General features: G+C 57.8%; 10 protein-coding genes. 8 read left to right on the forward strand and 2 right to left on the reverse strand.

Going from position 1 to position 12,193, the window contains the following annotated elements:
- Nucleotides 1–2: 2 nt before the first annotated feature.
- From K328_RS0116800 to K328_RS0116825, 6 genes are all read left to right on the forward strand, one after another.
- Entirely contained in the window at nucleotides 3–284 is a 282-nt protein-coding gene (locus K328_RS0116800; protein WP_028466965.1) for a hypothetical protein, read from the forward strand.
- A gap of 192 nt (nucleotides 285–476) precedes the next feature.
- A complete protein-coding gene (locus tag K328_RS0116805; RefSeq protein WP_028466966.1) occupies nucleotides 477–902 on the forward strand; it encodes a Nif11-like leader peptide family RiPP precursor in 426 nt (141 codons plus the stop codon).
- A gap of 73 nt (nucleotides 903–975) precedes the next feature.
- Nucleotides 976–1,407, forward strand: a complete 432-nt coding sequence (locus K328_RS0116810; protein ID WP_156901434.1) for a hypothetical protein — start codon at nucleotides 976–978, stop codon at nucleotides 1,405–1,407.
- Nucleotides 1,408–1,671: 264 nt separating this feature from the next.
- Nucleotides 1,672–2,079, forward strand: a complete 408-nt coding sequence (locus K328_RS0116815; protein ID WP_028466968.1) for a Nif11-like leader peptide family RiPP precursor — start codon at nucleotides 1,672–1,674, stop codon at nucleotides 2,077–2,079.
- Nucleotides 2,080–2,152: 73 nt separating this feature from the next.
- Nucleotides 2,153–2,494, forward strand: coding sequence for a hypothetical protein (locus K328_RS0116820; protein ID WP_028466969.1), 342 nt, complete (start codon nucleotides 2,153–2,155; stop codon nucleotides 2,492–2,494).
- The gene (locus K328_RS0116825) at nucleotides 2,488–3,996 is read left to right on the forward strand and encodes an FAD-binding oxidoreductase (RefSeq protein WP_028466970.1); all 1,509 of its coding nucleotides are present in this window, start codon (nucleotides 2,488–2,490) and stop codon (nucleotides 3,994–3,996) included. Before K328_RS0116820 ends, K328_RS0116825 begins: the two co-directional genes overlap by 7 nt.
- Nucleotides 3,997–4,020: 24 nt before the next feature.
- Here K328_RS0116825 and K328_RS24545 read toward each other — a convergent pair whose 3' ends face one another.
- Both K328_RS24545 and K328_RS0116835 read right to left on the reverse strand, forming a co-directional pair.
- Nucleotides 4,021–5,508, reverse strand: a complete 1,488-nt coding sequence (locus K328_RS24545) for a TolC family outer membrane protein (RefSeq protein WP_051285017.1) — start codon at nucleotides 5,506–5,508, stop codon at nucleotides 4,021–4,023.
- A gap of 1,261 nt (nucleotides 5,509–6,769) precedes the next feature.
- On the reverse strand, nucleotides 6,770–8,443 hold the full coding sequence (locus K328_RS0116835) for a hypothetical protein (protein ID WP_156901436.1): 1,674 nt from the start codon (nucleotides 8,441–8,443) through the stop codon (nucleotides 6,770–6,772).
- Between the two features lie 297 nt (nucleotides 8,444–8,740).
- On the opposite strand from K328_RS0116835, the gene K328_RS25965 reads away from it, so the two are divergent.
- Together K328_RS25965 and K328_RS0116850 are read left to right on the forward strand one after the other, a co-directional pair.
- Nucleotides 8,741–9,940, forward strand: a complete 1,200-nt coding sequence (locus K328_RS25965; protein WP_051285018.1) for a phosphatase PAP2 family protein — start codon at nucleotides 8,741–8,743, stop codon at nucleotides 9,938–9,940.
- A gap of 332 nt (nucleotides 9,941–10,272) precedes the next feature.
- Nucleotides 10,273–12,189, forward strand: a complete 1,917-nt coding sequence (locus K328_RS0116850; protein WP_028466973.1) for a S8 family serine peptidase — start codon at nucleotides 10,273–10,275, stop codon at nucleotides 12,187–12,189.
- The last annotated feature ends 4 nt before the right edge of the window (nucleotides 12,190–12,193 follow it).

Raw genomic sequence — 12,193 nt, forward strand, 5'->3', positions numbered from 1 at the left:
CTATGACGGCGCAGAGTTCGGACATCGACAGGCTGTTGGCCCATTTCGCGGCCGATCCGGAGCTTTTCGCAGTCTGCCGTGCCGAAATTCGAGGCAAGCATGGCGACGAAGCCATCCTCGCAGTGATGAATTTCGCGTCCCGGCATGGCTACGAGATCACTTTTCAGCAGGCCAGCGAAACACGCCGTCAAGCGGTCAACTCGATCACAAAAGTCCTGCGCGCGGCCGTCGCCGACGCGACGGACGGGGAGGGAGATCTGAAAGGGTTCCTGAAGCAGTGGTAGCGGCCTGTTAGCCGGTCACGCTGAAACCCGTGCGGGATGACGACGGCGCAAGAAGTTTGGTTCGGAAAGGCAATTCAAGACCCGAGGCCCACCGAACAACAAGCGGCTCAAGGGGAAAATGACCCTGGCAAGCTGAGTAAAACACGGGTCGAAACCGCGTTCACAGGGAACGCTCACGAAAGGAGACGACAAATGAGCATGCAAACGATGACGGCATTTCTGGAGAAAGCACAGGCGGACGAGAAGGTCGGCGAGCAACTTGTCGCGATTATCGACGAGAATGAAGCAGAAGCGATCTTTCCGAAAGTTGTCGCGCTCGCCAACGACAATGGCTTCAGCGTCACCGTCGACGATGTGAAAGAGGTTCAGAAGCAGTTCGAGCAGGCTCCGGCTTCCGCAGATGGCGAACTGAGCGACGACGATCTCGAAAATGTCTCAGGTGGTGTCGCCCCGGTAGTTGTCGCAGCTCTGATCACGGGCGGCGCCACCCTGGGTGCTGGCGGTCTTGGCGTGGGAGCGGCCGGTGTCGGGGCTGCCGGTGGCATCACGGCCGCCGTAATCAACCGCGGCATCAACAAAACCGCCAGTGACGTCGGGAATTTCTTCAAAAAGTGGTGATCCGAAACTAGGCCATCTGCGCTGTGAAGCCCATGGCGTACTTGCCAATTTTAACCCAGAAGGGGGAATGACAATGACTACACAAGCAATGTCCCAAATGCTCGAAAAGGCCATGACCGACGAGACCTTCGCCAAGGGACTGGTGGAAGCGGTTGGCGACAAGGAGGGCGAAAGTGCTCTTGGTGCTGTGACTGCATATGGCAATGCGAATGGATTTGCCGTTTCGGCGGAAGATGCCGCAGAAATGCAGCGTCAGTTGCTCGCGGCCGCCGACAGTTCCGATGGCGATCTCGACGACGCGGACCTCGAAAACGTGTCCGGCGGTATTGGTCTCGGCGTGATCAGCAACCTGCTCGGTGGCGGCGGCGCGCTTAACCATATGCTCGGTGGTGGAGTCACCCAGTCCGCCGCGCAAAACCTGCTTGGCGGCGGTGCTGGCGGTCTTGTTAACAACGCGGTCACTGTCGCTGGCGGCGCAGTCAATAACTTTATCAAGCAGTGGTAACTGTTTGGCCCCGGTCTTGATGACTGGCTGAGGTCGAGATGGAAGGGCGGCCGGACCGCCTTTCCGTCCCGTCACCGCCTGGATCGGCGGGCGGGATCTGCCCTGATCTTCCTCTCCCAAAACCTGATTGTTCGAGCGGGCATTTGTCGACCTGCCGCCCGCTGGACCTGTGACTGTTCAATCAAGGCAAGGCATTGATTTCATTTCGTTTTAATGATGGGTCGGAACCGCGTTCGCAGGGAGCGCATACAACAGGAGAAAATAATGAGCATGCAGACAATGACGGAATTTCTGGAGAAAGCGCAGGCCGACGAAAAACTGGGCGAGCAGCTGGTTACCATCATTCACGAAAATGAACCCGAGGAGATCTTTCCGAAGGTTGTCACGCTTGCCAACGACAATGGTTTCACAGTGACGGTCGATGACGTGAAAGAAGTTCAAAGGCAGTTCGAAAAGGCCGGTGATTCTGCTGATGGCGATCTGAGCGATGAGGACCTCGAAAATGTCTCCGGCGGTGTTCTCCTCATGGGGCTTGGTTTGGCGATGACCGGCATACAAGCAGCGCAGGCCGGCATAGGTATTGCCAACACTGCGGCCGGCATGGTTGCCACCGCGATTGACCCTACGCGACCGCAAGGAGAGGTGATCGGAGATCTTTTCAAGAAGTGGTGATTTGCACTTTGGCCGCAGGTGTTCGTGCGCCTGCGGCCGTCTTGTTTTCTTTATCCCGAATGGAGAACTCGCAATGACCGAGCAATTAATGTCCCGAATGCTCGAAAAAGCCTCGAATGACGAGAGCTTTACCAAGGGGCTGGTGGATGCCGTCAGCGATAAGCAGGGTGATCTCGTGATTGCGGCGGTGGCCGAATATTGCAGTGTAAACGGTTTCGCCGTCACGACGAGGGATGTCGCCGATATGCAAAGGCAGTTTGGCTCTTCTACAGACAATTCCGATGGTGATCTGGAGAATGTCTCTGGCGGATTTAGCTTCTCTGGCTTCAACAGAGGTGTCGCACAAACCACATCCCTAAGCTCCCATCAGATGTCGCATGGGCATCTCGGTGGCGCTTTTGTGAAGCAGTGGTAGCCGGGACGTGCCGTTCGGCCGGTGAGCCGGTCTGGTCCGATATTGTCGGGCCGGAGAATGTCATCCTCGATGCGGACCAGCGCGATGCCTGGGGGTGCCGCACTTTCGGGGCGGACATGGCGGTCTCGGCTATCCTTCGGCCCGGATCCCGGCACGAAATATCAGCCATCCTGCGTGCCGCGACTGAGCACCGCCTCCCTGTTCATCCGGTGAGCCGGGGCGCGAACTGGGGCATGGGATCGAGGGCGCCGTTCGAGAATGGCTCGGTCATTCTCGATCTGTCGGGTCTAGTCGAAATCTCGGGTTACGACCCCGTGCAAGGGCTGGTTAGGGTCGAGCCCGGTGTGACTTTCGGGATGCTGGCGGCCTATCTTGCCGAGCGTGAGTCCCGTTACTTCGTCCCGGAAATAGGCGGCTCGCCCGAGGCGAGTGTATTGGCCAACGCGCTTGACCGTGGGGACGGGTCGATCGGGGACCGCTGGGCGTCTCTCGGCGATCTTGAGGTCGTGCTCGCGGACGGCCGGACTCTTGAGACCGGATATTCCGCCACGGAAGCCTATCGCCTGACAGGGCTGCATTCCGGAGCGGCTGGCCCGATCATCGAGGGGCTGTTCAGCCAGTCCAATCTCGGTGTCGTGGTGGCGGCCTGGATCCGGCTCGAGCCGATGCCAGGGAATCTCGCGATTTTCACGTCCCGTATCGATAGTCTCAAGGGGCTTCCGGAGCTGATCTCGACCTGGCGGGAAGCACAACGGTCCGGTGCGGTCCAGGGGCGCTCGGTCACGCTCTGGAACGGTGTGAAATATCTCGCCCGGGAGAACCCGCGCTCATTTTATTTCGAAGACGAGGTGCGTCTGGCCGAGACCGAAACCTGGCATCTCTCGGGGTATCTGCAGGCGGAAGACAGCACGATCCTGGGACTGCGTGGCGACCGTGTCATACAGTCTTTCAATGCGGCCGGCGCGGAAACCTCCGGTATGATCGTGCGGACAGACGCTGTCTGGCAGGACGGGTGCGAGGGGCTGCTTGGAAAACCCAGCCCGCGTAATCTGCGGACCGTTTACTGGTCGAGCGACAGCATTCCCGGCTTCGAGGATATGGATCCGGACGCGGACAGGTGCGGGCTGCTCTGGCTCTGCCTTGCTTTTCCTTTCGATGGCGAGGTTTTGGCTGATTTCGTCCGGTGCGCGGCGGAGGTTCTGCGTCCCTACGGGATAGATCTCAATATAGGCGTCGAGGCCACCAGCTTCCGGTGCCTGTTGTCCTATATCAGCCTGTCCTACCGGCGCGCCGGACCGGAGAGCGATGCGGCGGCGCTTGATGCTTATCGCGCCCTTCTCGCCGAAGCCGAGCGCATGGGGCTGGCGCCGTACCGGCTGGCGAACGGTCTTGCAAAGACCACGGCAACCGAGCCGTCCTCGCTGCAAACTTACCTGGAAGAAATCCGCGCCGTCGGCGATCCGAACGGGATATTGTCGAAGGGCCGCGCTGATATCGGCTGAGCGGCTGGGGCGCCGTTGCCCCGTCTAGTCGCGGAAATACCCTGGATCGCTGGTCTCGGTGCCGAGCCATCGGGTCCGTACTTCGCGATAATGCTGGTCATAGTCGTAATAATCGACTGGCAGTTCGAGGTCCTGAGCCGTTAGCCGCCCAATTGCGGATAGCAGACTGTAGCTTGAAACCAGGACGTCATATCTGGCGCGGACCAGGCGGACCCGGGCATCGAGCAGGGCCTGCTCGGCGTCGAGAACGTCGATCACGGTGCGTGCACCGACCGTGGCTTCGCTTTGCACCCCTTCCAGAGCGATGGCGGCGGCGTCGATCTGTGCCTGCAACGCGTCGATTTGAGAGTAGCTGCCCTGCAAGGCCTCATAGGCATTGGCGGCGCCTTCACTCGCAACCCGCTCCTGATCGATGGCGCTAAAGCGCAGGCGACGGAGATTTTCCTGTGCCTCACGTGCTTTCGAATAGGTAATGCCTGACTGGTAGAGCGGAACCGTAAGCCGGACGCTCACCGCAGCGTTCCAGCTTTCGTTTTCGTTGATGCTGGAATCTTCGGAATGATTGAGGCTGGTGACCAGATTTACCGTGGGCAGGAGATCGGCCTTGGCTGCTTCCAGCTGGCGCGCGGCGGCCGCTTCGGAGAATTTGGCGCCAAGCAGTGAGAAACTGCCGCCTACCGCGATTTTGATGGCTTCATCTCTGGTCTCGGGCAAACCCGAAGGCAGATCCGGAACGGTGAGTTCCTCCGGAGATTGTCCGATCACCCGGGCGAAGCTGACGCGTGCCTGTGCCAGTGAGGCTTCTGCACTGGCCACATCCGCTTCCGCCGAGGCAACACTGGCTTGTGCCTGGGCAACGTCTGTGCGGGTCAGATCCTCAACCTCGAACCGGGCCCTGGTGGCTTCCAGTTGCTGGCGAAGCCTTGAAAGGTTGTTTCGCTGCAGGTCCAGAGTCGCGCCTTCGCGTATGACCGTCAGGTAGGCGGTGGCAGTGGAGACGAACGTATTCTGCTCCGTCTGGAAAAGCTGAGCTCGCTGGGATTCTATGGTGGCGTCCGCGGCATCGACCCGGGCTTCGACCCTTCCGAAGGTATAAAGCGGCTGAGTTGCCTCTAGAGAGAGTGTGCGGTTGTTGTAATTGTCGTCGTTAACGGTGCGGCCACGACTTGACTGTTTGACGTCTGTGTATCCGGCTGTCCCGTTGAAGGATACCTGTGGCCGCCAGCCGCCGCGTGCCTGGGGTGCCAATTCGTTCGTCTGACGCAACAGGGCCCGTGCGGAGATCAGGCCAGGATTGGTTTTGTAAGCCAGAGCAAACGCTTCCTCCAGAGTCTGCGCCGACCCGTGCCCCGGGAGCAGCGCCATCGATAGCAGGATGCCAATATGTGCGCCGCGCAGTATCGGGATTGAAAGAATATGCTTTCCGGTGCTGGCAAGGCAGAGTCGCAGATGCGGAACCAGTCGGCGGACGCCTGAGGCGTACAGGTTTTCTGTATTAAAGAGAGTTCCCATGATTAAGCAGTGTCGGAAAACCGCAGTGTAAACAACCAGGCTACGGCGTTCTCGTTACTGTTTTGAATAAAGTGCAAAGAATTGGAGACGCTGGGTACGTTGACCCGTCACCGGGCAGCTCCCTGGTCTGTCAACATTGGGATGATCCGCGTATGTCCGAATCTCCTCCGCTTTGTCTAAGCGGCCTTCTTTCAGGTGACTGACGCTACCCGAGAATTCGGAAAATACGGGGCGCAGGCCAGTGTCCGCACTTCAGTGGGGAGCCTTTAATCGTCAATTGCAAAAAAGTGCACCTCATGACCTGTTGCTTTTGCAAACCGCCGATCAAGTTCGAGGCTCGGTTTGAAACTTAAACAGGTCCGCAATCGTTTTACGACGGACTGACTGGACCTCATCCTCTCCTCAACCTGCTTCCGACTTAATCCGGCTATCTGCCGCGGCTGAATAAGAGCGATAATCAAATCACTCGCGGACTTCAGCTTTTCGTTCTCTGCTTTAAATGTCGGGCATTCTCTAAAATCAATCATCTACTATCTATCTTTCTAGGATCGCATTTGGCGTGGACAAGCCAATAATTTCGGTATCCACGTCGCCTGGCAGCGTGCCGGAATCGTCCCAAATTCGAACGTCCGCTTCGGGTCGCGGTCGGCCACATAAGGCCATCCGGCTCTGAAGGGTCACAACCGGACAACGATGCAAGAAGGCCGCACCGATTAGTCGGCTGGAGAGGGCACTCCTTTGCGCCTCCACCTGCTTCCAGTATGCTTCCGGACGCAAATAAGGCCTTAGCGCGTTAGCGCGTTAGCGTCTGATGCCTAGATATTGTCGGTTGCGAGGGTAGGATATGAACCCACGACCTTTCGGTTATGAGCCTGAGTTTTGTTCAGCAGAAAACTTAGCCTTTTGACCCTCCCCCCTCGGAAATCATGTAATTTTCAGATCCAAGAGTTCTTCCTAGTTCTCACGTGTTCTGGGCGGCACTGGCGCAAAAATGGCGCAAAGCGCCAATTCGGAGACATCGGATCCCTCGGGAGAGCGCCCCTTACGATGTCAACGCAACGTTGAGAACAAGAAATGGCGGATATCTGCGGAATATTGTGGGCGCAAATTGCGCCAAAATGCACCCAAGCATTTTTCCTAGTCTTCTAGATCGGGTGACAAGAGGTCAGCCCCGTGACTTGAGACCAACGAGAAACGTCAGGACCAGATTGCGCGCCACGAGTTCAGAGCCCCCACCATCATCCAGCAGCACCAAATTAGCTCAATTGAAATCTTCGTCGACCGAATCAAGCAAGCCGGAGCTACGCAGTCCAGCGCTCGGATAGGATTGCTCGCGCATCAAGCGTAGCGAAAAATCCGGCTCCATGAGCTTCAGTTCCTGAAGCACTCCAAGCGCCATGTCACGTTGGCCAAGCTTGAGATAGAGCGCAACAAGGTAGCGAAGCGGTGCGCGATAGCCCGGGTGCAGACGCCGAGCCAATTCCTGCAGGCGCAGTGCTTCATCATGCCGCCCGGCGAGCGCCGCCGTCACGCCGCACATGAAATCAATCGTATAGCGATATGGACCCGGCCCCGCTACTTCGCGGGCCCGGTTAGCTAATATGTACCCGTTCTCGAAATCGCCGAGATAGGATTTGGCACGTCCCAGATAGACAAGGCCAAGCGGATTAGACGGATTGTATTTCAGGCTCGCCTCGGCAAGCTCATGAGCAGCTTCGTATTCCCCAAGAACAAAACTGTGCACGTGGGATGCCAAAGCCAGGATCGTGGAATTGTGAGGTTCTGCCTGAAGGGCGTCTCGTATCATTGAGCGCACTTCGTCCGACTGCGCCGCCCGGTCTGTCCGATGCTCTCCTGCAAGAAACGTTCTAAGATAAGCCTTCCACGCAAGCGCGATCCCGCGCGGGCTGCGATCAAAGGCACTATCCAGAAGTTTGTCGGCCTTACCGAGCCCGTCCCGCTCGCCCTGGAACATAAGCTGAACCGCTTCGATGCCCAATATGGTTGCTTTGGCAGCATCATGATCAGAAAGCAGGAGTTTGATTTCGAATATGGCGATATCAACGGTCTGGTTGATGAGGCGCTGTAGGGTCGCGATGTTGAGGATGAATTCCCGGCGGCGCGGAACTTCCTGCGTGCCGGACCAGACCAGCGCGTTTTCGGCTGGATTCCAGAGCGAGACATGAACCACGTGGCTGTCTTCAAGCTGTGTCGTTTCGACCTGCAGCTCCAACCCCGGAGGCTCAGCCGGTGCACCGACGACCCGGGCAACACCTTGCTCTTTGACTCCGAGCGCTATCGCTTCGGAAATGATGCGGGCATAGAAGCTCGGCTTCCCGCTTCCAGTCACCTCTGATGGCCGGATACAGATCCACGGGCGCGCGGCTTTCGAAGAGATGGGGGTAGCCAACAGTGTCGGCGTCCGTTGTAGTTCCGTGGGGGGATGCGTGGCAATCGGCGCCTCTGCCAAACTATCGAGCTCGGCCTCAAAATGCGTGCGCTGCTGGCGCAGCCAGTCCTGGAATTCGGGGTCCTGGATATGGAGATCCTCAAGCAGCTCGGGTCTTTCCGGCCCGTGCTCGGCAGCCAGTTTCGATAAGGGTTCCTGGTAGCGGTCGACCTGTATCCGTTCCGCATCAAGGGCGACGATCCCTGGCTCCGCCAACAGGCAATCCTTGTAGGGACCGAGATCCCTCCTAAGGTTAGAGAGTTCCTGGCGAAGACTGTCGGAACCTTGTTTCTGTTGGCGGTCGCTCCACAGCTTGTCCTGTAGCCACGATCTCGCGCGCTTACGCCCCGGCGGCAAGGCAAGCAAAGCAAACAGGCACTTTGCCCTTGAACCGCTTGGTGTCAAATCCTCACCGTCACTTCCAACGATCCGGAAGACCCCAACGACAGATACGTGGAGTCGTTCTATGCTCTGCCCCTCCGCCACCTTCTCGCCCTCTTTACGAGAGTTTCTGAAATTTTAAAAATAATTTAACGAGAATCCTAACCTACATTTACCCTTTATGGATTCTCAACGTACATTTTTATAGCTCTCTAGATAGCAAGCAAAGCACTGAACTTCTCCTCACGCGCAATTCGACCGTGAAAAGGGCGTGAAAGTTACAATACCGGCTTGCTGCACTAAAACCGGACCGCCATCGTTTCCCTTACAAGAACGGGCAGGTGTCTGAAGTAAACGCGATTGTTTTCTGAAGCCCCCGCCCACGCGCAAAGGGAGCAAAAGATGGCTTTGTTCGGTCTGTATAACGGAGAAAACGGAGAAAACGGCGAGAACGGGGAAAATGGTGAGAACGGCGAAAATGCCGGCCTCAACGCAGCCGACCCGTTCATGGGCCGCATGATTTCGCCCTACACTTCAGGCGCCTTGATCAGCAGCTATGAGGGGATCGTGGGTCCCTGGCAGGCCCCAGGCGGAGCGCAAGATGAGATCCCTGCTGATTCAAGCAAGGAGATGGAGCGCTGGTCGCCCCGGGTCCGTTCCCACATTCTGGCTTTCGAGCTTCTCAACGGTCTGTATTTCGCCTCCGGACCGGAAATTGAAGGCAGCAAGAAATTTGAGGTTGTCTGGGTTAAGTATCGAAATCCGGAAAACGGCGAAGACACCGGACAAATCTACAAGGTGTCCAAGCCGCATCCCGACGAGATGCGCAAACACCAGTTGAAATACGTCAACGCATACAGCGATCTACGACGGGATCGCTCTGCGGAAATCCTCTCACAGATGAGCGGTCACGTAGATTTCTTTGCAGGCATCGGTTTTCTGCACCGCGAGCGCACGCGCTACACAAACGAGCTTATTGCGGCGCTGCTCCGGGCCTGCGTCGTTGTCGAGATGAGGCTGAAACACACGATCGGCTCATACCGGCCAGTCGAATTCAGCGGACAGGTGCAACCGATGATTCCCACACCGGGACACGGATCCCTCCCGAGCGGTCACGCCGTCGAGACCTTTCTCGTTGCACGGGTCCTTTCCGAACTTACCAAGGATCTGGACAAGGAACTTTACCCGTCTGCCACCAGCGGCGCAAAAACGCGGATCATTCGCGACCAATTGATCCGGATGGCCGCGCGCATTGCCACCAACCGCGTCGTCGCTGGCGTCCATTTTCCTGTAGACAATGCAGCTGGCCAGGTTCTCGGCATGGCGCTCGGTGACTATTTTCTCTCCCGGTGCCAAGGCGGTGGAGAACAATTCGCCGGCTGGAAATTCAAGACCCACTTATACGAAGACACGGATTTCCCTTGGCATGATATCGACATCGAAATCCTCAAGAACGAACGCAAGCCCAAAGGCCTCAAGTTCCTCCGTCGCAGGGAAGAATTCAACATTCCGCCAGATCGCAAGCCAGACACGAAAGGCAATCTCAGCCCACTGCATTGGCTGTGGAAAAAAGCGCGGGCTGAATGGCCGGTTCAGGAGTAATCGCCATGACAGACCCTACGAGAAAACCACATCCTTGCGGTGCGTGGCGGGCAACTCCGCTTAAGCCCGGCGACCTTTCACCGGAGGCCCATTGGCTTCGGAACGTTATAAGGGATCGCGGACCGCGTCTGGTTACACTTCGCCTCAACAGGACAGCCGCAGCGTGCCTCGCCAAAGCCCTGGTGTACGGAAGCGAAGCTAGAGAAGCAGGTGAATCTTCGGGCGATCCCAAGCAACTTGACGGCCCGATCGACTTTCAGGAAATCACTACGGGACAGACAACCTATGAACGCCTTGTAAAATTTGGCCAAAGCCGAAATGACGGTGATCAATTGTTCTCGGTTGTTGCCAGCGACAAGGCTCTCGAAGATCTGGTCAAGCTGGTTCACGAACTCGGCGGAAAGATTGCGAGCGTTGGACCGTCACTGCGGCCTGAGACGATATCGGCTCCGAACCTTGCCGTCCCCAGAGCGCCTGCAGTCCTGCCCCTGCGGACGGAGTGGGGAGAAGACACCGTCATTGTCGCCATCATCGACGATGGTATCGGTTTCGCCCATGAGCGTTTCCGTCACGGCTTGACGGAGACGCGGGTCGAGTACTTCTGGGATATGAGCCAGGATAGGACCAATAACAAAGGAACGGATGGTCTTTGTGTTGGAGGCAGTTTCGACAAGGATCAGATCGACGGGTTTCTGCGCCGCTTCCCGGATAACGATGAACTGCTCTACGAGGCGAGTGGCACAATCGATACGAGTTCGAACCGCCGACAGTCCCTTAAGTTCCGCCGCGCCCACGGCACTCATGTCCTGGACCTCGCCACCGGATACGATTATCGCAACCCATCGGAGCGCGCTGCAGCCGTAAAGCGGCCGATCATCGCCGTGCAGCTACCCTCCGAAGTGATCTCTGAGCGTTCCGACATCCTTATGGTCGACGCGCTTCGATTGGCTCTCGACCAGATATCGGAGAAAGCGTTGGAACTTTCCCGGCAGGTTCCAGGCTTCATGGACGAAAATGGCAAACTCAAAAAAACCCTTCCGATCGTGGTCAATTTCAGCTTTGGCACGACCGCCGGACCTCATGACGGCTCTTCTATCGTAGAGGAAACGATTGCGGAGTTTCTCGAATACTACCCGACCAACCCCGGGAACCCGAAATGCGAATGCGTGCTCCCGGCGGGCAATAGCCATCTCTGGCGGGTTGTTGCGCGGCTAGAGGTTCAGGAGGATGGGACGATCGAGTCTCTGCCTTGGCGCGTCTCGTCCAATGATAAGACGTCGAGCTACCTGCATATTTGGTTGCCCGAAGCCTCCGACAACGACGACCCGCAAATCCGTTTATCCCTGAAACCTCCATTGGACTGCGCGCCATGCGGCCTCAGCGAACTCGGCAGCCATGTTGATTGGCTACCCGAAGGAAAGACCAACGAGCATTACGCCAGGGCCGGTATTTATCACCGGATCGTGCATCAACCCGCGGGCGGTCAGCGCGAGCAGATAACGGTCGCCCTCAGGCCGACCGAGAATGACGGCGATCTCGACGCGGAAACTAGCCCGGCCGGTATCTGGCGGCTGGATTTCGAGAATATCGGCCTTGCGCCGGGGACGGTGATAGATGTCCGGATCCGACGGGACGATTCTCTGATCGGTCAACGGCCGACGGGGCGGCAGTCCTATTTCGATCATCCCGGCCATCGCCGCTTTGAACCGGATACAGGCCGTATTCGAGTCGATGCCTGCAAGGAGCAGAGCCCAGTAACCCGCCTAGGAACCCTTAACGGATACGTTCACGCGACAGGGCCTCATGATCCGGTGATCGTCGGCGGATACAGGCGCTCGGACGGTGAGATGGCCGACTATTCGAGCTCTGGATCGCTTACGGGCAAGAAGAAGGAGCCGACATTGTCCGCGGTTTCCGAAGAAGGCGCGTATCATCGCGGCGTTATCGCTGCCGGCACCCGAAGCGGCTCCGCCGTGATACAGAACGGAACGAGCGTCTCGACCCCGGTCATCACCCGGTTCCTCGCGGATTTTATTGCCGAAGGACGGGACCGAGCCGCACTCGTGGAACTGGTGCGGACGACAGATGCGGGCGGGCTCTATGGGCCGCGCGGCTACTACAAGGATCCGGACTGCAACGGCGCGAATTGCGAAGACCCCGGCTGCAGACGCCTCTACTGCTTCCGGCGCGGAGCCGGACGCCTGTTCTCAGACCAGATACCACCTCACCGCCGGCGCATAGATCACTGACAGG

Source organism: Nisaea denitrificans DSM 18348, assembly GCF_000426505.1.
Classification (GTDB): Bacteria; Pseudomonadota; Alphaproteobacteria; order Thalassobaculales; family Thalassobaculaceae; genus Nisaea; species Nisaea denitrificans.

Excerpts from the sequence above, each read along its gene's own strand:
- K328_RS0116800 (WP_028466965.1), top strand. The coding sequence starts at position 3 with ATGACGGCGCAGAGTTCGGACATCGACAGGCTGTTGGCCCATTTCGCG.
- K328_RS0116805 (WP_028466966.1), top strand. The coding sequence starts at position 477 with ATGAGCATGCAAACGATGACGGCATTTCTGGAGAAAGCACAGGCGGAC.
- K328_RS0116810 (WP_156901434.1), top strand. The coding sequence starts at position 976 with ATGACTACACAAGCAATGTCCCAAATGCTCGAAAAGGCCATGACCGAC.
- K328_RS0116815 (WP_028466968.1), top strand. The coding sequence starts at position 1,672 with ATGAGCATGCAGACAATGACGGAATTTCTGGAGAAAGCGCAGGCCGAC.
- K328_RS0116820 (WP_028466969.1), top strand. The coding sequence starts at position 2,153 with ATGACCGAGCAATTAATGTCCCGAATGCTCGAAAAAGCCTCGAATGAC.
- K328_RS24545 (WP_051285017.1), bottom strand. The coding sequence starts at position 5,508 with ATGGGAACTCTCTTTAATACAGAAAACCTGTACGCCTCAGGCGTCCGC.
- K328_RS25965 (WP_051285018.1), top strand. The coding sequence starts at position 8,741 with ATGGCTTTGTTCGGTCTGTATAACGGAGAAAACGGAGAAAACGGCGAG.